The following is a 23,242-nucleotide window of genomic DNA, read 5'->3' on the forward strand; positions in this document are numbered from 1 at the left end:
TTTACTTATCCACACAACACCGCAGCCCGCGCCGGGTCGAGGCTGATTAATCCGGCCAGTAAACTGTCCATTTCACCCTGCAGGCGGGGTTTGTCGGCGTCCGCGCGGCTGGCTTTGATGCGCAGCAGTTTCAGACGGCGGGCTTTCACTTCGAACAGCAGATCCGGCTCCCACTGCGTGAGCGTTAGACGGGCTCCGTTGCCATCCAGTTCACCGAGAAGATGCAGCGCCATGTCGTTTTTGCCGTACTGCTCGGCGACGCGCGCCATCAGCAGACGGATCAGCCATTGATGGCGGTGCGTGCGGGTGCCGGGGCGGTTTTGCAGCCAGCTAAGTGCCGCTTCGATCCCGTCGCTGTCGGCCTGCGCCAGTGCTTCCGGCTCCAGTTGCAGGATGTCGTCATCGCCGGAACCGGCCGTACTGGCTGAGGCTGCGGAGTCGTTGCTCCAGTCCGATGACATCGTGACCTGCTGGGTGAGCCAGTTCATCGTCACTTCATCGGCAAACGGCGTGCCGTCACTGAACGCCAGCCCTTCAAGACCCGGCAGGCGGGTCAGCAAACCGCTCAGATCCTGCTGAACAATGCCCGCCCAGCTTTCATACGGTGCGCCCGCCCTGGTCAGCGCCTGATGGACATACCATTGCAGATCCAGCCACAGATGGTTGACGCCCTGCGCAAACAGGCTGTCTGTTTGTTCGAGAAGCTCCAGCCAGCTTTGTTGCAGATACAGGCGTTTGAGCAGGGCGCGGTGTTCGGGTTTTGGCGGCGTCAGGCGGGTGCGACCGTCGGCGGCCAGCGGCGGCAGCTCGTGCAGCGTATCCAGCCGGATGCTTTTCATCAGATGGTGGCCGGAGAGCCAGCCGTCCGGCTGGTCACGCAGGAACTTTGCCAGCAGCTTGCCCTGATCGAGCAAATCGCGCCCTGAGGCGACCGGTTTGAGCGCCGGAGTGTCCGGTGACGACGAGGTAATACTGCCCGTCGTGGTGCTGCTGTTTTGCGGAATGATGGCATCCGGGCCGCCGGACTGCGCAAGCCGGTTTTCCAGCGCCGCGTACAGGCCGCCGAGCTCCGGCCGGGCAGCGTCATCCCAGCTTGTCACGTTCTCTTCAATCAGGGAAAGCGCGCCGGTGATACGTTCAAAATCGGCTTTTGCCACTTCCGGGAACAGCGACAGGCTGTCCAGCACGCGGCTGCCCGCCAGCCATTCCAGCGCCAGTTTGCGGCTGTTGCCGCGCTGCGGATGCAGGGCGTCGCCAAAGCGGGTAACCAGGCCAGCGAGCAGGGCGAGGCCGTCCGCCAGTCCGCTTTCGCCGTCGGTGTGCAGCCGCGCCCAGATGTAGTAGGTCGCCACGCGCACGTCCTTGCACGTGGTGGTCAGCAGTTTTTCCGCCAGTTCACAGACCAGACGCGTGTCCGCACCGGACAACTTATTGACCTCCTCGCGCATCTGCTGGAAGTCGTCGTCATAGCCGGGGTCAGCACCGGCCGGTGAATCAGGCGAGACGGGGGCAAGCCACTTATCCCAAAGAGAGATCTGCTGCTGTGCCTGCTGTAAAAGCAGCGTGGGGTCGGCAGAACAGGCGTTCTGCAGCGTGGTTATTGTGGCCATTACGGTTCCTCTGCAAGGGCGTCGGGGTCAAAAGGTTTTTCAGCCGGCGCTGCCGGGGTGTTCTGCACCTGAAAAATCTGTGCGGGCAGTGTGAAGTTACGCAGCTTCAGCAAGGCCAGCGGGCCTTCTCCGGCTTCGGTACGCAGGGTGTAATTGAGCGGCCTGCCGTCGGGCGCTTTCCAGGTGATGTTGAAACTGCTGTTAACGCCCGGATACGGCGTAACGGTGGCTTTGTCGAGCAGGCGGATTAATCCCCATGCACCCGGCATATCGGCATACTGACGGGTACCGGCCTGCGTGCTTATCCAGCTCAGACTGGCTCCCGGTGCTTCGGTGTCGTGCGGCCAGGTGAAACGTTTCCAGGCGGGCAGCTGGTTGTAATAGCTGAGTTTCTGGCTGTCGACAATCAGGTCGGTCTGCATCACGTCTTTGGCGGTTCCCGGACGCAGCTCGAAGCTGACGCCCGCCTCGCCGTTGGCGAATACCACGTCAGAGAGCATGCTCAGCTGGTCCACGGCCTTGAGGAATGCCGGGCTGAACGTCAGCCCCTGCGCATTGATGCTGTCCGGCACCCAGTGGCTGCCTTCTTTATGCAGCACGCCGTTCAGGCGGGTTTGCAGGAAGCGGGCGATGCGGCCGCTGTCGCTGTTGAGGTAACGCGCCATCAGCGGCAGGGAGACTTCGCTGCTGGTGTCTTTTAACGGATAGCGTCCGCCAAACGTGCTGTTCCAGTCATCGACAATCGCGGCCTGCCACTGGGCGTTCAGGCTTTCGGCGGCCGGGGTTAACACCTGCTGCCATGCCTGTTCCATCGGCTGGACAAACACCGTCTGCCCGAACCCGCTCCACTCCTGCCCGAGGCTGGCGGCGACCAGACTGCCGTAATCACGGGTCTCGGTCAGATCCACCGCTTTCCCCTGAAACACGGTTTGCGCCAGCGTCTGGGTCATCGCCTGCGGGTCAGCGGCGTTTACCACCTGCTGCAGCTTGAGGCGAACCTGCGTGACGCGGGTAAGGAAGGTTTGCAGGCTGAGGCTGGTCTGCCCGCCGCCTTTGTTATCCATCAGCGCCAGAACCGGGCCGAAGGTCGCGTCCAGCGGCCCTTTAGCGCCAGCCTGCTGGTCGATGGCCGGTTGTTCATCGCGGTTTAACAGGTTTTTGGCGGATTTCACCAGCGAGTCCGACAGCGCTTCGCCGGTCTGCCCGGTTTTGCCCTGAATGCTCAGGGTGTTCATCAGCGCGACCAGCGGCGACTGACGCACGTCGGCCATCAGCGTCAGCTGGTCGATGGCATCAGATAACGTCTGCGCCTGCTGCCAGCGCAGGCTGTTGAGGAACTCCAGCCAGCTACCGGAGAAATCGGCAAAGTAGCGTTCTTTCAGGCGGGCCTGCAGCGCTTCCGGGGAATCCTGCTGCACGGCGGTGGTTTTGATGTCACTGAGCACCCAGTCCATCTCTTCGCGGCGTCCGCTGACCACTTTTTCAATGGCCGGTTTAACCGATTCTTCCCAGGCTTTGCGGGTGAACATGCCCGGCACCACGGCATCGGTGGTAAAGATGCGGCTGGCGTCGGTATCGCCGGTCATGTCTGCCAGGCGCAGGTCGGCGTACTGATTGGCAACCTGACGCAGCATTTTCTGATAAAGGGAGGACTCGCTGTTGCGCGCGCCCATTTGACGAACCAGCAGGGTACGCACCTGACTGACCAGACGGTCATCCGGTGTCAGACGCCATTTCGGATGCGCGGCAAGATTGCGGGCATAAAAGGCTAACAGGGTCGGGCCCTCACCCTGCCAGACGCCGTCCGGTACGCCGTCACGCTGCGGCCAGTCGTTGAGTAACGTATTGCTGAACCAGGTGAAGTCCATCTTCTCCGGGCGGGCCAGCATCAGGTACATTTTCAGCTGGTCGTAAGCGGGTTTGATGAGCTTGTCGCGGTTCGGGTCATCGGGCGCAAGCTGCACCAGTGCTTCGAGCTGAGATTCAAGGTGCTGTGCCGCGGCATCGCGCAGCAGCGGCAGTGCGCTTGCGCCGTAATGGGGCCAGAGGGCGGCGAGCAGCGGGTCGTTCTGGCTGAGGCCAAAGCGGCTGTACCACGGCACGCCATCAATTTGGCGGAATTGCAATTTATCCAGTGTGTGCTGTAACGCCAGCTGCGCCTGCAGGCGCGCCGGTAAAGGCTGTTTGTCGTTTGCCGCGAGTTCCACCTGTGACTGCGCATCCTTAACGGCGTCGCGGTTAACCAGAAAGGCCATCACCGAGCCTGCGCCCCATAACATCATCGCACCCGCTGCAATCAGGGCCAGCAATCTGCGCCAGGCAAAACCGAGCTTCTTCGCTGCAAGTCCGGCAGGCAGTGACGGCAGGGAACCGAGCAGGACATCCCAGCGGTTGTCTTTGCCCCAGTGATGTTTCACGGTGCGTTTGGCATCCACCGACGCCGGGCTGAACATCACACCGGCCAGCGGGGAAGGGCGGTACGGATTAAGCAGCGCACCCAGCGGCCCGGCCACCGACTCCGGTGAACGTGTCAGCTGGTCAGCCAGTTGCAGTAAAAACTGATGCGCGGTGTCAGTACTCACCTGCTGTGTGCCTTGCTCTATCAGCACCGGCACCAGACCGCTGAGCTGCGCGCTCAGTTCATCCGCGCGGCAATCCGCCGGCAGCAAACAGCCGACCGACTGGGTAATGCGGTCAGCCTTTACACCTTCAGCGATGTGCAGTGACCAGACATACAGCGGCAGCCGCCAGCCCAGCAGCGTATAACGCGCGGTAAATGCCTGCGCGACGCTGTCCATCATGTCGGTGGAAAGCGCAGGCCGTACATCTTTCTGGCCGGGCAGCGCGGTTTTTGCGAGGGCAGACGTCACCCACACCACACCATCGAGCGGACGCCGGCGCAGTTTACGCAGTGCGCCCAGCCAGGCGGCATCTGCCTGTGCGCCTAAATCGCCGCCCCAGAGTAAAACGGTGCCCGCATCTTCCTGCCAGTTTTGTTCGGTCAGGCCGGGTGCGAGTTGCTCCACATCCGCCGTGCTGCCGGTCAGCAGCAGAATACGGACTTTGCGGGACCAGAAGCGACCGTAGGTCTGGCGCAGGGCCTGCTGGATTTCAGCGACCGTGATGTGGCGCGGCGGCGTTTGTGCGAGGCGGTTTTCACTGTCCGGCAGAATATTGTGTTGTTTCTCTTCTTTGCGGTGAATTACCTGGCGAGCCAGGCGCAGCAACGCAGGCCCAAAACGTAATGCTGCACCCAGCACACAGACCAGCAGGAAGGCGACGACCTTTTTGCTGGTCGTGTCGAGCCCGATCATTTCGCCGTGATACCAGATAGCCCAGCCTATAAGGCTGAGTATCGCCAGTAGCAGAACCGTCAGCCCACCGATACGCCAGAGCCTAAATAACGCGCTCATCCCCACTCCCTGATGTGATGGTGTAAACAAAATTTTCTGCTCCTGTTGTGGATAACGCTAACCATGATTGTTGCCCGATGCGGACAAAATCAGCCCCCAGCGCAAGGTTGAGCCAGGGCGAATAAGGCCCCTGAATACCGCAATATGTTTCGACAGTTGTCATGTCTTCTGCCTGCCACTTCGTGCCCAGTGCATTACCGGTGTCTATCAGCCCGGCTGTGGATTCTTTCCATTTTTGATGATCAGCAAGAACACCGGCAGTGCGAATTGCATGCGTTTGCGTCGTCAGAAACAGCGTCAGATCTTCATCAAAATGATCCATATCCAGAGGCATAGGACGCAGCAGCCGGACAGAATGCGGTAATGAATACTTGCCCGCCACGTCATCGCTGGTAAACATCAGCGCGGCCAGGCCATCCGAATAAGCCTCGTCGCCATGTAACTGCATGACCAGAACCAGATGAACGAAAGACTCCGGCTGTCTGAGGCGTTCATCGAGAGTGCTAAAGGAGAGCTGGTCAGCAAGATTGAGTGAAGCTGGCCCCGGTTGTCCCGGGAACACTTCCTGCCAGGTTTTATCAAACCGGGCCAGTAAATCTTGCCGGGTTCTTTCCGGTTCATCGCTGAGCAAAGTGACCTGAAGAGGTAATTCAACAGGCAGCCCTGATATTGCCTCCTGCGCGCCCATCAACAGAACGGACAGGGGAGATTTGTCTTCGAGATAATCAATGCGGCGAACGAGTCGCGGGAACTGCTCGAGGCCGGTGGCATTTTGCTGCAACAGCGCGGCTGAAATATGGTCTGGCAATAACAGGCAACTTGCCGATATCGCGATATAGCGCTCTGCCCATGCAGTCCACTGCTGCTGGGCATGTTCAGCTTCCTGCGTAAAAAACTGAAAGCGTTCCAGTTCACGCCCGTAGAGATAGCCGCGCATGCAGAAGATCAGTATCCAGAGGACCACGGGGATCAGTGAAAATAACCAGATGTTCACTGCATTGAGGACACTCAGCGTTCCGGAAGCGTGTAAAACGAAGAACAACACGCCGGCGATGACCGCCAGTACACCGCTGAGTAACCAGCCCCGGAAGAAGGGGAGCGGGTTGTTCAGGCGTAAAGGGTTTTTGACGTTCCCAGCCCATGACTTATCCTATTGCGCAATCCGGCGCGCTTGAAATGACCTGACAGCCGCACTGACACCGGCAACCATCGACTACAATGGCTTTACCATCAGATACCCAATCAGGAGAACCTTCCACAATTTGGTTAGTGCCGTGTCCGGGAACCGGACAGCTGATTTTGTCGCCCACAAGTGCGACAGCTTTTCCGTTCACGATCATGGTTGACGATGCTGAAATAACAGTGCCACCGTGCGTGGTTTTATCGCCAAGTAATACGAAGCCTTTTGGCATAACAGTATCGCCTCTGTAGTTTATTGATGAGTTATATGGAAGATGTTTTAAATGTTTACTCTGTCGTTTCTATTAATTGGCTGATGTAACAGTAATGACATTTTCTTTTATATCTTTATACACAGTGCTGTCGTCTGGATTTGTTACCGCATGTCCAATGGGGTTGCCCAGTTTATTTTTTATACGGCATTACTCTTTGAAGCCTCAGCGAAGTGGCAATCAAAACTAATATCCTGGAGTTCATTTATTCCTTCCTTACGTCATTTCAGCTGCTCAAATTATTTAAGATACTTTGCTGGTAGTGACTGTGCATTAATGACGCAGCGGAAAGTTATTTTCGGTATAAAACCACGCTTTGCAACTTCATAGGGATTATTTTCAGTGTCTGCCGCAAGTGCTTTCTCAAAATCTCCATTATATTTACTCCATAAACTTGGGGGAATTCTTTTAACAATGGGTCCTTTCCTGTCCTAAACATTGTTGTCGCAGTAGGGGCTGCATCATCCGCCCGACTGTCTGCAGTTGGCATTCCTCTGAGGGTCTTCTCTTTGCCTTCTTCAGGCCCCGTTGGGTTATTTTGCGGGCTGTGCTGATAATAGCTTTTACTGTACCAGTCACGCATCCACTCCTGCCCATTAGTCCCCATATCAAATAATCCTAATGGTGTTGCGGGGTACTGCCCTACAGGGAAAAGCCCGTCTCCAAGGCCGGAGTAACTTTCCTGCTGTTCATCAGAAGGGACATTAACGCCAACTTTAAAATGGCCGTCATTAGTTCCGTAGTGAACATCTTGTCCGCGATTGCGGGCAGAATATTCCCACTGTGCTTCTGTAGGTAAATCGAATGGCAATCCAGTTTTTTGACCCAACCATTGGCAATAATCCCGGCTTAGTTGCCAGTTGGCTGTCGCTGGGTAGTCAGGGTCACGCAATTTTGGATACCTTTTCAGATACCCAGAATCTATTTTTATCTCAGGCAACCCTTTATTATTGGTATAAGTATCATAATTTTTGTAAGTGACTTTATATTTAGCAATATAAAAACTGTCTAACGAAACGGTATGAACAGGAAAACTCGCCCCCTCATTGGCAAAGGTGCAAGGTTGCCCGTATGTCTTAAGGCATATATCTCCCATTTCAAAGGTTCCACCTTGCACAAAGACCATGTTTTTCATGACTTCAGTAACGGCCTGATCACTTTTGTCGCAACCCGTTAGCGTCAAAACACTAAAGCAGAGTGCGATTTTTTTTGATTTTTTCATAGTTAGCCCTTTTTATTTAAACCAATCTTTCACTTGCGTCGTAATAATTTTTATTTAAAGTGTTTTTGAATAGCGCATAATCAAGTGAGTCATTCGGAGTAATAGGAAAACCTGGCATAGGTAGTTCGCTTAATAAATTATAAATTTTTTCGAAAGCAGCACCATACCTGCCACTGTCAATTGTCGTGCCAGACGTCCAGTTATCACTGACCTCTGTAATATCGGGGGCGTACATGCGAATTTCCAGTTGTTTCATTTTAACTTCCCAGTCAGGATATTGTCGTTGTCCTAACGTAAGTGAACAGTATTGTAAAACATTTCGGTATTCAGCTTTAGACTGTACCCATCTGAATATATTTAGAATTCCTTTTTTTATTCCTAATTGGTTACCTGGGAGAATATCTCTTACACCGTCGTAGAAGTCTTCTTCTATTAGCATGGCTAACATGTTACCTTTTATTTCAGGCGTAGTGTAATGACATAGCTCTTTATTATTTGAGATGCTTTCAATAAAAAAAGATCTTTTTTTCTTGTCAGCAAAAAATTCATCAATAGATTTATCTAAGTCGACGCCTTTATTATATAGCCGACGTACTGTTTCTAAGTCCATTACCAGCGAAAGTAAAATTAATTTTGTAATCACAGGGAATGAAGAACCTATAATTATCACTGATAACTTCTGATAATCTGCATCACGCAGTAAGTAGCACACGTACTTTAGAAAATCAAACAATTGCCCTGCATCAACCTCAAAATCGATACCCCCGCTGGCACCTTGTCCCCAGCAAAGCCCTGCATGACAGGCAACGTATAATTTTCCTTTATAGAGTTTGATTTGAAATGTTGCTTCAAAACCGGCACCGGCGAGGTAGGATATGCTTTCACCGATTTTAGCAATTGCCTTATAATCATCTTCATTTTTAGAGGTCATTTTATCGGGTTCTTTCCACATCACTGAACCTGATACTTCACCTTTGGCCTCAAACCAAGCGAAAGCGCGTATCCCAGCCTTTACATCCGAGTTTTCGGCCACTTTACTTAAATCTATTTTCCTCTCAGCGGGGGCCGGAGTTGGCTTGTAATCCGAACCTATCCCCCTGATACCGGCTTTCTCCTGCGTATCAGGTTTTTTATTGATTTCTATACCTAATTCAGCAGTGATTGAGGCTCCGAGACTGCTGGTTGCGACAACTTCTAAATCGATGCGTAAATATCCTAATACACAATCACCTTTACCATCACGCCTTGGCACGGAAGGGAGCCACCCCAGCCGGTGCGGGTGCATGATTTTAAAATTCCCTTTGGCTTCCCAAACGGCAAACTCCGCATTGCCACTCAACTTCGCCTGGCCTTCCATTTTGGTTGGGTCAAACTCAATATTTGCCCCAAGTCCGGACGTATAACGCATCAGCTGAGCGCCAAACGATGCATCAAAATGATCGTCCGGGGACTGTTCTTTATCATCATGCAACTGTAGATGAGAATTTTTTCCTTCATTCCATTTTTCAGCCCAGCCAAACAATGTCCCTGTATGATCTTTAGGATCGATAATGTCCCAATCTTGTTTAATTTTGGAGGTCACACTTTTTAATTGTTTGTGCAGTTCTGCTTTATCAATTTTTCCGTTTTTAATGAAACTGCCTTTACCGCTTTCTGCCTGTTCAGGAATATAAGGTTCCCATCTTTTTTTGTTCAAACGTGGCCGGACATAAATTATCTTACCTTTACCCGCGGATTTTTTTATCGGCAATACTTCAATTAATTTCTCAGTGTCTTTGCCAATTTCACTCAAAGAATGAATCTTTGTTTTGTCATCATCGCTGGCTTGTAAAGGTTCCAGAAAATTAAGGCCATTTTTCAGATCCTTGTTGGCGTCAAACAAAGTCTGTTCTAATTGACGGTATTTGGAATTGAGAGCCTGATCTTTGGGCGCGGCCAGACATTGGCCCTGAATATCCGAAAAGGCTTTGCTTGCATTAATTTGTGTTTCTACCAAATGCTGCAACCGGTTATTTTCGTCTTCAATTGCAGTCGCAGTGGCCCCATCGACAACGTAATAATAGCCGGTAGAAAGCTCGAAGTAGATAACGCCATTATCTTTCGATTTTATATTCGCATCGGTCCCATTTCCCTGAACCTGCGTTTGCGCTGTAGCCACTGTTTTTTTTGAATCAGTCATGTTAGCTCCCTGTCAATCATCGTCCGAATAAAGTTTTATGCTTCCGGGTGTTGCACTGTATACGGTCGTCGTTTTCCCTTCGGCATCTGTCCGTCCGCTAATTTCCTCACCTTCGGCTGTGACCAGTCGGTAGGGATAATGAGGGCGAGGCTTCCCGGTATTTTCATCCTTTACAACAAAGAATTCATTGAACCCTTTAGGCAATTCGGGTGGCGGTAAATTGATACTCGCAGGCCCCATTTTTTGTACATTCGCGGCTTTTAGCAGAATATTCTTCGGGGCACCCAGCTCAATGTTGCCATCGCTAATTTTTATGTAGGCTCCTCCACAAGTCAGCACAATTTCTTTGGCTGCCGTCACTGTGACTTTACCTTCCACGCTGATGATATTAATGTCTGTTTTGGCCAGTGCAGACAATGCATCTCCTTGCGCCTGAATATCGACTTTGCCTTTTCCTGCAAACAGCTTCATCCCTGACTTGCTTGCAAACAGGCTCACCGTATCAGTGGCTGCAACAGTAAAGTTTTTCATCGCGCTGATGTCAGTATTACTGCCAGACATTATCCCACGCTTTCATTTCCAGACGCGATACGCACCGCTTTCGGACTGACGATACCGACCCCTTCAGGGGCGTGCATCACTATTCCTGGTGCGGTGAGCTGTTCAAGTGATTTATTCAGTGCGTTTTGGCTAACTGTTTCCGCTTTTTCTGCTTTGGCGATTTCCGCTGCCTGAGACAGGCTTTTCGCCAGCGAAAGGGCGCTTTCCAGCTGAGCAATAGCGGCCTGCATATCCAGCATCTGATCACTGACACCAGCCTGATCCGCACTGATAAAAATCCCTTTACCGCCCCTGATGGCACCCCATTCATCCGTGCGCAGTTCAAACCCTTCACCACGTTTTTCACGGGCAGCATCCACATTGTGCCCCAAATTCAGCTGCGTCTTGCCGCCGTACTCGGTGCTGAGTTTGATGTGTTCTTCGCCTCGCTTGTCTTCCATCCGCAGCTTGTTGAGGGCAGGGGTGCGGATGACGTTTCGGGTGCTGTTCTTTTCGGTGACGTGATCAAGGTGACGCGAATCGTGCAGGGCGTGAGCGATGTAAGGTCTGTCTGGGTCGCCGTCGTGGAAGGCGATCGCGACTTCTGTGCCCTGAATGAGCGGGAAATGGATCCCATAAACGTCGCCACCGTAGGGTTTCGCGAGGCGCACCGGCATGCTTTCCTGACCCTGCGTTTTATCGTCCTGATCGGCATCGAATTTCACCCGATATAAACCGGACGCGTCCTGCCAGGCGTAGATATCGTTGGCCTTCGCGCTGGTGACGCGCGCCATCATCGTACCGCTGACTTTCGGGCGATCTTTTAGCGCCGGACGCCAGCAGAGGGTTTCGCTAAAGGGAACAGCGGCGAGGGTCACTACCAACGCATCTTTGCGGCTGGCGAAAAATCCTGTGCGGATCACCACCATCGGCAGTGACAACTGTTCCGGCAGCGAGGACGGGATAGCGCTGTCGATAACGGTGAGCACCTGCGCGGGGTGTAGTGTGACGTCCGTGCTGCGGCCGGTAATCAATGTTTGCTGAGATAAAAAACGCTCATGGTCGAGGCGCGCTGCGAAGTTACCGGTTTCGGCTGCCGCGTCGGTCTTCGCGCCGGTATCCAGATGGCGGGGTTTATAGTGATAAACGTCACCATAATTGATCCCTTCACCGTCGCCACGCGTTGCATCAGCTTTGGCTGATTGCAGTACTTTTTGTGCTTCGCGGTAGTTGTAGTCCTTTGCCGTCACGCTGGCCTGCACCACATTCTGTTGAATGCTCAGCCCCCAGACTGACTCAGCGCCGCTGTCGCTCATGCCCGACGGACTGTTCAGCGGAAGAGTTTTACCGAATTCATAGGCGCTTTGTTTGTCGGCAAAGTGGAGCACTTCGGTTTGCGTATCAGGCTGCAGGCTGAAGAAATAGAAAATCCCGACTTCGGAAAGCAGGCGTTCGATAAATTCCAGATCGCTTTCCTGATACTGGTTTATCTGCTCGCGCTTTGGATAAGTCTGCTTGAGGGTAAATTCATATTCCCAGCCTTTAAGGCCATGTTCCTGAAGAACCTGTTCCACGACGTCCTGCACGGATTTATTGACGAAGAAGCGGTGGGTGCGGAACTGTTTGTCCAGAAGTGACAGGAAAGGTTTAACAATAATTTCGTACCGAACCTGATCGCGAGATCCGCTCAGGCGCTGAAAGCTGGTGACCACACCGTGTACCACTTTCCCTTCGATCGGGTTGAACAGATCACCAATTCCCATGCTCAGGGTGGCGGGTTTATTCAGTAACATTTCCGGGGTAAGGTCAGGATGTAGTGTGGTGAATTTGATCGTGTAATGATAAAGCTCACTGATTTGCTCCAGGCCGTCAAAACTTTCTATATCCAGAAGGTAAGGGCAGGATGGAATAGTCAGGGTATAGCGGTTAAGCGTGGTTCTAATCATTTCAGATATATTTTCCATATGGATATTTCCCTACCCCGCAAATAATAATTTTAAATAAAGTCGCCATACTTTTTTGTTGATATTACAGGTTAGCGATAATGATCCCATTCGTCATAAATATAAGTCAGTGCGAATTTATAAAGGCCATAGGCAATGAAAAAGGCCAGAATACCCGCGCATCCAAAAAGGAAATGGTAAGGTTTATGAGAAAAAAAGAAGCACCATATAGAATAAACCACGCTGACAGTGCCTATCGTCATTCCTATCCCGGCGATGAATCGTGATATGATTATTAGGAAGAAGTCTTTTATATTCATTTTCACTCACTTATGGAGTCTTGCTCAGGCATTGACAAATATATACTTTGTTAGTGTTTTATGATTACGTTAAGGTTAAGTGAAATGCTAACGTTTGTGTGGAGTTAGTAATATTCGTCCTTTTCATCATAAATATACACAAACGCAAAGCGGAACAAACCGTAGCCTATAATGAAAGCAATCAATGAATATATGCCAAGAGTGTATTTCCCTTCCAGAGAAGAGAAAAAAAAGAACCAAATAGATAGCACAAAACCACCAAAGCCTAGTCCCATACCTAGCCCGCGTATCGCTCTGGATATGAGAATGAGAATGAGTTTTTTCATTGTGCCATTCCTCCAAAAAAGTACTCACATATTTTATTGAACTCTGCTGGGTTTTTGTTATCGACTTCACATGCTTTTTCAAATGGTTTTACGGTATCTTCAATGAGAAAATAAAGAAGATCCAAGTCTCCCATTTTTTTTAACTTATAATATATAGAAGGGTTCCTTTCTCGTAAGTATCTTGATGTGTAAATAGCTCTTGAAGTTTCTGCACCGATAGCGATAAACGTGCCAACTGTGCCGCCGGCTAAAATCCCTGCTAAACCGCGAGATGTTATTGCGCTACCAATGTTAAAGCCTGTTATTTCGGTAAATGCAAATTTGCCTGCTAATGAACCAAGGATTTTCTTTAACGCTTCGGTGAGCTTTTCAATATTGATTCTTGACGTGAAATCATCAATAAACACGCTGAGAGCAGCATGAATTAACTTCTCATTGGACGTCCCCGACTTTACTAATTTAGCAATTCTCATCTTATCATCAAAGTTTTCACTACGGTGGCCTGCATCCATAAAATCATAACCAAGATACCCGAAGCTAACAGGAAATGAGATAAACCCTTTTGCAACAGCGCCGAAGAATCCATGACTAGCTACATTGATAGCATCAAGCATGTCGCGCGCAATCTCTTTTGCACCTTCCATAATGATTTTCCCTTAGAGAATCTGAAAACTATTTTTCGCCGGATTACCCGGCGCTCCGTAACCGATCTTTATTCTGCGGTAGAATCACCAAATTCCAGCGTGATCCCGTCTTCTTCATCCCAGCCCAGTGCCAGTGAAGTGGTGCGTTGTTGCTGGCTCATACGGCTCAGTAGTTGCTGGCTCAGCACCGGCAAGATCTGCTGGTTGAACAGGCTGTCGATGTTACGCGCGCCGGTGTCCGGCAGCAGGCAGGCGGCGACCAGCGTGTCGTAAAGGCTTTTTTCGACAGTGGTTTGCAGACCGTAATGTTTGTTCAGGCGTTTGGCGACCTGCGCCAGTTTCATCTCAACGATGGTGCGCAGGGCGTCTGCCGCCAGCGGACGGTAAATCAGCGTCTGGAAACGGGCCAGCAGCGCGGGCTGGAAGTGGTCGCGCAGGATAGGGCGCAACATTTCCTGCAGGGCGCTGTCTGTCGATTCCGGTTGTTCCTCCAGCAGTTGCATGATGTGGTCGGAGCCGAGGTTGGCGGTCATCAGGATAACGGTGTTGCGGAAGTCAATTTCGCGCCCTTCGCCGTCGCGCATAAAGCCGCGATCCAAGACCTGATAAAACAGGTTGATGACGTCACGGTGCGCTTTCTCGACTTCATCGAGCAGGATGACGCTGTACGGACGTTTGCGAACGGCTTCGGTCAGAATGCCGCCCTGGCCGTAACCGACGTAGCCCGGAGGGGAACCTTTCAGCTGAGAAACGGTGTGCGCTTCCTGATACTCGGACATATTAATAGTAATCAGGGATTTTTCGCCGCCGAACAGGCAGTCGGCGAGTGACAGCGCGGTCTCGGTTTTACCCACGCCGCTAGGGCCGACCAGCAGGAATACGCCCAGCGGACCGTTCTCTGACGTCAGGCCGGTTTTGGCGGCGCGCAGACGCTGCGCCATATCCTTGAGCGCGTGATCCTGCCCGACGACGCGCTCGCTCAGATGGTTTTCCAGCTGCAACAAATCCGTCTGTTCGTCTTTTAACAGGCTGGATAACGGCACACCGGTCCAGTCGGCAATCACGGTGGCCACCGTGCGAACATCAACATCCAGACTCAGCAGCGGCGCGTTGCCCTGCAAATGGCTGAGCTGATCCTGCAGGCTGGCGATTTCTTGCTGACGGCTGATGTCCTGACGGATCTCGAGCAGTTGCTGCGTCAGGGCTTTCTCCGCGTGATACTGCGTGTCCAGCGCGGTGAGCTGGTCGCTCAGGCGATCGGTCTCCTGTTCAATCTTTTCAAGGCGATCGCCGTGCGTTTTGTTGCCCAGCGCAATATCTTCCAGCATCGCCTGTTCTTCCATTTCCAGTGCAGTGACTTGCGCTTTCAGACGGGTTAACTCTTCCGGCAACGTGTCGAGGCTCATACGGACGCGGGCGCTGGCGGTGTCCAGTAAATCTACGGCTTTGTCCGGCAGCTGGCGGCCGGTGATATAACGGCGCGACAGGCTGACGGCGGCTTTCACGGCGTCATCGGTAATGTGTACGCCGTGGTGCTGCGCGTAGCGGGATTTCAGGCCGCGCAGCATCAGGCTGGCCATCTCGTCGTCCGGCTCATCCACTTTGACAATCTGGAAACGGCGTTCGAGGGCGGCGTCGCGTTCAAAATATTGCTTGTATTCCGACCAGGTGGTGGCGGCGATGGTGCGCAGTTCGCCGCGGGCAAGGGCGGGTTTGAGGAGGTTGGCGGCGTCTGCGCCACCGGCCTGATTGCCTGCGCCGATGATGGTGTGCGCTTCGTCGATGAATAGGATAACGGGCGTTGGCGACTGCTGAACGGCGTCGATGACGTTTTTCAGGCGTTGTTCGAATTCACCTTTAACGCCCGCACCGGCCTGTAACAGACCCAAATCCAGCGTGCGCAGGCTGACCGTTTTCAGGCTGTCCGGCACGTTGCCCTCCGCGATACGCAGCGCAAGGCCTTCCACCAGCGCGGTTTTCCCGACGCCCGGTTCGCCCACGAGGATTGGGTTGTTTTTACGGCGACGCGAGAGGATATCGACCATCTGGCGGATTTCGTTATCGCGGCCAAATACCGGGTCGATGCTGCCCGCTTTGGCTTTCGCGGTCACGTCCAGCGTGAACTTATCCAGTGCGGCCTGCAAAGCTTCGCTCAGGTTGTGGCTGGACAGGTTATTCGCTTTCGGCGTGGCAGAAGATTCATTCAGCGAGGACACCGGCATGTTCAGGCTTTCTTGTTGCTGGAGATCCGCACGCTCTTCTGACACCGCATCCAGCATCGGTTTGAGACGGCGAAGATGTTCTTCACTCAGGCTGAACAGCGGCCACAGGCCTTCGCAGCGCAGCAGTTTAGGTTTGGCAATCAGCGCTTCGAGTAAGTTCACGCTGCGGATGGTCTGGTTATCATCCTGCAGGGAGGCGGCCAGCCAGGCGGATTTCATCAGCGTCTGCAAATCGTCGGACAACTGCGGCCGGGTGCGCACGGAACGCGGGAGGGCATCGAGATGGGCCAGCAGGCTTTGCCACAGGGCGTCCATGTCCCACTCATAACGACGGGCCAACACGGTGATGTCGCCTTCGCCCAGTTCAAGGAGTTTCAGCAGCCAGTGTTCGATGGTGATTTCCGCGTGCGCGCGGGTCTGGCACAGGGTCGCGGCGGCTTCCAGCGCTTTGGCGCAGTACGGGTTAAGACGACGTAACAGGACAGCTGACTGATGTTCCATAGACATTATTCCTTGATTTTGGGCACGCTACCGCCCGTCGCTGTTTCCTTGTGAAAAGGAACCTAAAGCGCATAAGGTCGGAAGGCTGATTGTGAATTTCTTTGCTGAAAGCCCGCACCGGCAGACGTTTAGCAAAGAAAAAGGCGGGCAGAATGAACTGCCCGTCAGAAGGGTTACTCTAAATAGTCCGTGTTGTAGCAAGGCGGCCAGCGAGTGCAGCCCCGGGAGCATAGATAACTATGTGACCGGGGTGCATGAGCGCAGTCAACGCCGCTACAGCGCGGAATATGACGAGTAACTTAGGCGGTGGTACGTTCGTTCCACGAATCGGAATGAATGATGTTGCCGTCTTTGTAAGTCCAGGTGATTTTTTCGTAACGCAGTTCAATGCGTTCCAGGTGGTTGTGCTTCTCTTTAGCCGGATCCTTGATGTCGTACATTTCTGGCGCGACTTTCACCAGTTTGACGTTTTCAAGCTTGGTGTTGAAATACTCAACTTCCTGGCCCGCGTCGTTGATGCGGTACCATTTGAACTCAGCAGATTTCAGGGTCTGACCGGTGGTCACCGCTTTGTACAAATACGGGCTGGAGGAATCGATTTCTTTGGTAAACAGGAACGGGGTGTGAATACGCGTACCCGTCAGTTTGCCGGTGTTGTTATCGGTCGGGATGTACAGGTTGTGTTCCTGTGCAACCACTTCGATGCTGCCTTCGCGATCTTTTACGTCTACGGAGCCTTTAATGTCCGCACCGCCGTCGTCTTTCAGCCACAGATAAACAGGAATTGCCATGGGTAGTTCTCCATTTTTAGGTTAAACATTCATCAATCATTTGATGAATCGGGGGTTGCTGTTGCCTTGCAGGCATCTGCCTGCGGCACCAGACTTATTTCGACACGACGGTTAGCCGCACGGCCTTCTTCCGTGTCGTTGGATTTCAGCGGGCGGCTTTCGCCAAAGCCCTGCACGGCAAAACAGCTTTCCGGTACGTCGCCGGTGTCACGCATCCAGTCACGCACGGATTCGGCGCGCTTTTGAGAGAGCACCTGATTGGATTTGTCGTCGCCGGTGTCGTCCGTGTGCCCGGCCACCACAATCAGCCAGCCCGGTTTGGCCTTGATGCCGACCAGTGCGTTAATCAGCACCTTGGTGGAGCCGTTTTTCAGCACGAATTTGCCGGTATCGAACAGCGAAAGGGCATCCAGGCGGACAGTTTTCGGTCCCTGAATGATTTTCTTAATTACCGGCGGGGGCGGTGGTGGCGGTGACCAGCTGTTGATCGCACTTTGCAACGGCGCAATCAGCCGCATACCCTGATACAGCCCCAGAGACAGACGCATCGGTGCACCACCACGCAACCAGCCGTCCAGCAGGCGGTGATCGGCGCGCAGTTGCTGCTGCGACTGGAGTTTGGGCGCGGGCGGTGTCCCCGTCAGGCGGTTATAGACGGCCAGATGATCCCCCACGCTTTGGATCAGCCGCTGGTTATTGATGTACGACGCCAGCAGGGCAAACAGCAGAAACAGGCCGCACAGCAGCCCCGCCAGTTGCCAGCTCTGCATCAGGCGCGACACGCCGCGGCGGCGGGGCAGGTAAGGCAGCAAGACATCCGGCAGCGGCAGGCACTCCGGCACCGTGGCCGGGGCGGGTTTCAGCGTGGTGAGCCCGGCGATATGGGCCTGCCACAGGTTGTCCGCATTGCCCGTCACCGGCGTAAAGCAACTGCCCCACGCGCACGGCTTCAGGGCGGGCAAATCCCCCTGACGTTGTCCGATAACGCTGAGAACACGCGTATTGATCCAGCCCAGCAAACTTTCCATCCAGAACACGTAACTGAGCCGCTCCAGTCCGTTGCCTGTGTTCAGTTCACGGCCCCATTCGGTCAGCGGGATGATACCGGCTCCGGCCTCACGGACCTGCACGCCGGACAGCCCCGGCGTCACCGTGTACCAGCGCTCAGCGGTAGTGTCAGATACCGCCTGCGGGGAAAGCCAGGTGCTGATCCAGACCGGCGGAATGCCCGCCAGCCAGCCTTTGCACTGCACGATGGCGCGGTGCCAGGCACGCAGCCTCTGGGTGAAATCATCCGGGTCCTGATGAATTTCCGGCACGACGGCCAGCAGCACACAAATCTGTGCCACCAGTGCCGGACGTTCAGAGGCGAGGTGCTGAGCCAGGAGGGGAAGCTGTTCCGGCATCGCTACCGGCAGATACCAGCCCTGACGCGTTTCGCGAAAAGGCAGGTTGTCTGAAAACAGCGGTGCACTGTCACCGCACACCAGCACGACCGCGCCCTGAAAATCTTCCGGCGGCAGTGTGCATGGGCAATTTTATTGCGGGTGTCACGACGCCACTGAAAATACGCTGCTGCCCCGCAGACAATCACTACCAGCATGCTGAGAGCCACGCGGCTGCCTGCGCCAAGCGGCCAGAAGCCGGTAATGAGCCACAACGCCAGACAGGCGCCGAGAAGCAGCAGTATTAACTGCGTTAGTCCGCGCATCCGTCAGTGCGCCCCTGTCAGCTGCGAGACCATCTTAGCCAGCGTGGTGGAAAGTCCGAACCACAGCGCGGCTAAGAGCACGATACCCAGCACCCAGGAGAACCAGTACATTTTACGCCCGGAGCGCAGGCGTGATGAGCGCGAGACGATGGGGGCGTCCTGCGTCTGCGAGAACGCGGGGACAAGCAGGCTTAGCTTGCGGACCACGTCCTCACGACGTTCATCGCCCTGCTCGCGGTAACGGCCGACAAAACCCAGCGTCAGCGCACGGTAAAAACAGGTCAGCACGGCGGTATCCGGTGCGGGCTCCTGCAGTACGGTGCGGATGCGCTCCCACAGTTCTTCCCCCGCATTCAGGGTGTTGAAATAGCGCGCCTGCAGCGGGTCTTTCAGCCATTTTGCATAGCCACTGTCGGGCTTCTGCCGGTTCATCACGCTTTCATCCAGCAGCGCGCACTGGGTGTAGAGCATGTGGTCGCGGCTCGTATCGCTGAACCCGGCACGCGTTAGGGCTTCCCGTGCACCGTCCATCCAGCCGCAGGCCTGACGGTACAGCGCTTCTCCGTCGGTTATCTCCTGACCGTTACGCAACTGGCTGACCATCAGCCAGCAGGGATAAAAGACTTCATCAACGATTGACGTATTGATCTGACTCATGAGCGCAGCACCGCAAACAGTTCGAGCCTGATATCACCCAGCGTGCCAGGCGTGTAGAAGGCACAGTTGCCCGCTTCCAGCATCGCCACGGCGTCCGGGCTGTTGAGATCAAGGGAGAAGTATTGGTTTTCAAGACGCAGCGGGATAGCCGCCGGCACATGCGACAGCGGCTTCATCACGACACCGCTGAGCGCAACGTTCACCACATCAGAGACAGCCTCGAAACTGCCCGCTTTGCACAGCAGCGGGAACTGGGTCTGCAGCAGGTGATTGGTCATTGACGAGCGCACGGAGAGATAGAAATCGGCCCCTTCGCGCAGACGTGCGTCATGCAGGGAGCCGGTCCAGAACTGACCGTCATGTTTGAGGTCAATGGCCACCATGCGCGACGGCAGGCTCGCTTCGAGCAGTTTATCCAGCAGCGCAAACAGCGGCGGGAAGACCTGCTCTGGCGCGTCGTGCTGATACCGCGGGATGTCTTCCGCTTTGTGCTCAAGGGAGAACGTCAGCAGACTACCGGCCAGGCGCACCAGTTCGCGGTAGAACAGCTCCGGGTGGCGTGACGGGGTCTGAATAAGCTCAGTCAGCACCGGTTCCATGCTGTTTAACGCATTGAGCAGCCAGAACAGCGACACGTCGGCCACAGCAAAATCCGCCATACGCTCGTTGCTTTCACGACGCATGGCCATCAGGCGCCGACGGCGGGCCTGCAGGCGGTGAAGCAGGTCGCTCAGTTCAGTCTGCACCAGCGGGCTGGCGGCAAGAGAGAGCATCGGCGGAATGAAGTTCTCATCCGGCATCCACTGCCCCTGAGCGCTGCGTATCAGGCGCAGAACAGGGCAGGTCAGGTACGCGGCGTTCTCCTGATGGGCAAAGCGCAGGGTGATGGCATGGTGCATGACCGCAAGTTCGGTGCGTTCATGCCCGGACAGCTCCTGCACGGTATGCCACTGCTGCTGCCAGCGGCGCGGACGTTCGCTGTCCTGACCGTCATCCAGGTTGCCGCCGTTGGCAGACAACAAGGGTAAGGCCAGCACGATGTCCACGGTTTCGCGGTCTGTGACGGTTGACAAATCACAGGCCGGAGGCAGGTTATCGGCCAGTTCGGTATCAATCTGCGTGCCGTCCTGAAAGCGAACGATAAGGCGCAGCGCGTTCAGGCGTGAAAGTGCCAGCGAACCGCTGTCGAAGGCGGCATCGATAACGCCCCAGGGATTAGCCAGCGCCATGTGTGCCACGCCGTCAGCCATATAGGCATCCCAGCGGGCCTGTTGCTGAAACTGTTGCGGGGCCAGAAAGGCCCCGTCAGTCCACAGTGGTCGATAAATTTTCATTACCACTCCGGCCTTTTACGCTTTCGCCTTCGGCATCTGAGAAACCAATGACAGGTTCACGTCCATACCTTCCACCTGGAAGTGCGGCACGGCGTAAAGTTTCACGCGGAAGAAGCCCGGGTTGTCTTCGATATCTTCTACGGTCACTTTGGCGTCGCGCAGCGGGTGAGAAGCCTGCAGGTCGTCGCCCGGATCGGTCATTTCCGTCACCAGCGTGCGGATCCAGGTATTCAGTTCCAGCTCCAGCAAACGGCGGTCTTTGGTGGTACCGATGTTTTCACGCTGAATAAGCTTCAGATAATGTGCGATGCGTGACAGCAGGAAGATGTACGGCAGACGGGCGTTGATACGGCTGTTCGCGGTGGCATCAGCCGTGTCATACAGCGCCGGTTTCTGCGCGGAGTTCGCGGAGAAGAAGCACGAGTAATCGCGGTTTTTGTAGTAAGAAAGCGGAATGAAGCCGAGATTGGCGAATTCAAACTCGCGGGTTTCCGGGATCATCACCTCACTTGGGATTTTCACCTGATTGCCGGTGCCCAGATCGTAAAGGTGAATCGGTAAATCGGTCACTGCGCCGCCAGCTTGCGGGCCACGGATCTGTACACACCAGCCGTTTTTGATGAAGCTTTTCACCATGTTCGCCGCGAACGCGAAAGAGGCGTTGGTCCACAGATATTTCTCGTGATCCGGGCCCTTCAGTTCTTCGACATAGTTGAAACTGCGAACAGGGACGGTATCCGGGCCGTAAGGCAGACGGCCAAGCACGCGCGGCATGGTCAGCCCGATGTAGCGCGAATCATCAGAATCACGGAAAGATTTCCATTTGATGTACTCGGCGCGGTCAAAGTAGTTGCCGATGTCTTTAATCGCGGCCACTTCTTCCATCGAATCTTTCAGGAAGAATTTAGGGCCGACAGAGCCGACAAACGGCATGTGCGCCGCCGCAGAGACTTTGGAGATGTTACGCAGCAATGCGACGTCCTGCGCAGAAGCATCAAACTCGTAGTTAGAAATCACAGAACCGATGGGCTCGCCGCCCGGTGTGTCATATTCCTGGATGTAGGTATGACGGTACAGGCCGCTCTGAATGATCTCAGGGCAATCTTCGAAATCCTGACGCAGGTCGTCTTTAGAAACGTCCAGCAGTTCAATTTTTACGTTCTGACGGAAATCGGTGCGGTCAACCAGGAACTTCAGACCACGCCAGCCGGATTCCATACGCTGGAACTCAGGGTGGTGCATGACTTCGTCCAGCTGGCGACTGATCTGCTCGTCGAGCATTGCGATGTGGCCGTCCAGCAAGGTTTTGTCCAGACGTTCGACTTTTTGGCCTGATTGTTTCAGACGCTCCAGGAATACCTGTACCGTAGCAGTAACGCGCTCATCGGTGGTGACATCAGACAGAGCCTGATCGTCCTGGAAGGCATTAACGTCACCCAGTGCGGACACCGGAGTCAGGTTGATTTTTTCAAATAATGACGCATAAACACTTCCTGCGTCGGCACGTTCCAGCACAGTTGTGCGGCTTTCTTGACTGTTTTCAGTAGCAGACATCAGCATAGTCTCGGGTTAATCCGTTCAGGAAGGGTTAGGAATTCTGGGGAGCCAGAGCAGCCAGTTCAGCGCGTAAGTCATCGCTCAAATTGTCATCTTTCAGGATGGTTTCGAGTTCTTTGCGGAAAGTGGCATTGTCCAAAAGGTTGGATTTGAGGTCGCGTAATAAGTTACGCATAGCCAGCATGGCGCGCAGTTGTGGGATCTGGCGGGCAACCTGCTCAGGCTCAAAATCTTTCATTTCTTTGAAGTTCAGACTGACGCTTTCTTCGCTGCGATCGCCCGCCAGAGTGTTTTCCACGGTCAGGTTGAGCGACGGGCTGAAATCGGCCAGAACACTGTTGAAGTTATTTTTGTTGATGTTAACTTTTTCACGATCAGACAATGGACGGGTCTCTTTGCCATTGCTGTAGTCACCCATAACCATTAATTTTAAAGGTAATTCAACTTTCTTCTGCGCGCCGCCCGTATGTAAATCAAGTTTGATATTGACGCGAGCCTTGGGTATTTCTTCCTGAAAGCTATTAGACATGCCTATCCCTTACTGTGGAATGATAAACGCTGCCAATGGTTCCATAAATAAATGAAAGGTTGGCAACCCTGCCATAAAAAACATCCGTTTTTTTGCACTTTGGTGTGCAACTAAAATCAGGGTCACAAGCGAGACAAAATATTTTAGGAACATTTTGCAGTGTGTTTTGAATTTATCTGGAAAGAAAAATTTCAGATAAGTACCTGTTCTCAGTATTTTAGAAACAATAGTAATATTAATGAAAACTAAAATATGTTACTAAGTGTTACCCGTAACGAGCCGCAATAGACAG

At 53.8% G+C, this 23,242-nt stretch carries 14 protein-coding genes and 2 pseudogenes; all 16 read right to left on the reverse strand.

The window, feature by feature from the left end; all coding sequences use genetic code 11:
* Window positions 1-5: 5 nt before the first annotated feature.
* On the reverse strand, window positions 6-1,610 hold the full coding sequence (gene tssA, locus ACM5QY_RS23095) for a type VI secretion system protein TssA (protein ID WP_416123017.1): 1,605 nt from the start codon (window positions 1,608-1,610) through the stop codon (window positions 6-8).
* The gene (locus tag ACM5QY_RS23100; protein ID WP_416123018.1) at window positions 1,610-5,023 is read right to left on the reverse strand and encodes an ImcF-related family protein; all 3,414 of its coding nucleotides are present in this window, start codon (window positions 5,021-5,023) and stop codon (window positions 1,610-1,612) included. The genes tssA and ACM5QY_RS23100 overlap by 1 nt, the downstream gene beginning before the upstream one ends.
* The gene (locus tag ACM5QY_RS23105; RefSeq protein WP_416123019.1) at window positions 5,007-6,068 is read right to left on the reverse strand and encodes a type VI secretion protein; all 1,062 of its coding nucleotides are present in this window, start codon (window positions 6,066-6,068) and stop codon (window positions 5,007-5,009) included. The genes ACM5QY_RS23100 and ACM5QY_RS23105 overlap by 17 nt, the downstream gene beginning before the upstream one ends.
* Before the next feature lie 100 nt (window positions 6,069-6,168).
* Window positions 6,169-6,435: a PAAR domain-containing protein gene (locus ACM5QY_RS23110; RefSeq protein WP_416123020.1), complete on the reverse strand. Its 267-nt coding sequence runs from the start codon at window positions 6,433-6,435 to the stop codon at window positions 6,169-6,171.
* Between the two features lie 331 nt (window positions 6,436-6,766).
* Entirely contained in the window at window positions 6,767-7,696 is a 930-nt protein-coding gene (locus ACM5QY_RS23115) for a formylglycine-generating enzyme family protein (RefSeq protein ID WP_416123021.1), read from the reverse strand.
* Between the two features lie 16 nt (window positions 7,697-7,712).
* Window positions 7,713-9,875: a hypothetical protein gene (locus ACM5QY_RS23120; protein WP_416123022.1), complete on the reverse strand. Its 2,163-nt coding sequence runs from the start codon at window positions 9,873-9,875 to the stop codon at window positions 7,713-7,715.
* Between the two features lie 12 nt (window positions 9,876-9,887).
* Window positions 9,888-12,379, reverse strand: a pseudogene (locus tag ACM5QY_RS23125) (DUF2345 domain-containing protein).
* A gap of 403 nt (window positions 12,380-12,782) precedes the next feature.
* On the reverse strand, window positions 12,783-13,004 hold the full coding sequence (locus ACM5QY_RS23130) for a hypothetical protein (RefSeq protein WP_416123023.1): 222 nt from the start codon (window positions 13,002-13,004) through the stop codon (window positions 12,783-12,785).
* A complete protein-coding gene (locus ACM5QY_RS23135; RefSeq protein ID WP_416123024.1) occupies window positions 13,001-13,648 on the reverse strand; it encodes a hypothetical protein in 648 nt (215 codons plus the stop codon). Before ACM5QY_RS23135 ends, ACM5QY_RS23130 begins: the two co-directional genes overlap by 4 nt.
* Before the next feature lie 68 nt (window positions 13,649-13,716).
* Complete coding sequence (gene tssH / locus ACM5QY_RS23140; RefSeq protein ID WP_416123025.1) at window positions 13,717-16,371, reverse strand: type VI secretion system ATPase TssH; 2,655 nt, start codon at window positions 16,369-16,371, stop codon at window positions 13,717-13,719.
* 299 nt (window positions 16,372-16,670) lie between these two features.
* Window positions 16,671-17,162, reverse strand: a complete 492-nt coding sequence (gene hcp / locus ACM5QY_RS23145; protein ID WP_104924884.1) for a type VI secretion system effector Hcp — start codon at window positions 17,160-17,162, stop codon at window positions 16,671-16,673.
* A gap of 32 nt (window positions 17,163-17,194) precedes the next feature.
* Window positions 17,195-18,873 (reverse strand): annotated as a pseudogene (locus tag ACM5QY_RS23150) (OmpA family protein).
* A 3-nt stretch (window positions 18,874-18,876) separates the two neighbouring features.
* The gene (tssL, locus tag ACM5QY_RS23155) at window positions 18,877-19,530 is read right to left on the reverse strand and encodes a type VI secretion system protein TssL, short form (protein ID WP_416123026.1); all 654 of its coding nucleotides are present in this window, start codon (window positions 19,528-19,530) and stop codon (window positions 18,877-18,879) included.
* A complete protein-coding gene (gene tssK, locus ACM5QY_RS23160) occupies window positions 19,527-20,864 on the reverse strand; it encodes a type VI secretion system baseplate subunit TssK (protein WP_416123027.1) in 1,338 nt (445 codons plus the stop codon). Before tssK ends, tssL begins: the two co-directional genes overlap by 4 nt.
* Before the next feature lie 15 nt (window positions 20,865-20,879).
* Entirely contained in the window at window positions 20,880-22,424 is a 1,545-nt protein-coding gene (gene tssC / locus ACM5QY_RS23165) for a type VI secretion system contractile sheath large subunit (RefSeq protein WP_416123028.1), read from the reverse strand.
* Window positions 22,425-22,452: 28 nt separating this feature from the next.
* Window positions 22,453-22,950 (reverse strand): type VI secretion system contractile sheath small subunit, encoded by a 498-nt coding sequence (tssB, locus tag ACM5QY_RS23170; RefSeq protein ID WP_416123029.1) that lies wholly within the window; start codon window positions 22,948-22,950, stop codon window positions 22,453-22,455.
* Window positions 22,951-23,242: the final 292 nt, after the last annotated feature.

Origin of the sequence: Rahnella sp. PCH160, from assembly GCF_047784855.1 — a bacterium.
GTDB lineage: Bacteria > Pseudomonadota > Gammaproteobacteria > Enterobacterales > Enterobacteriaceae > Rahnella.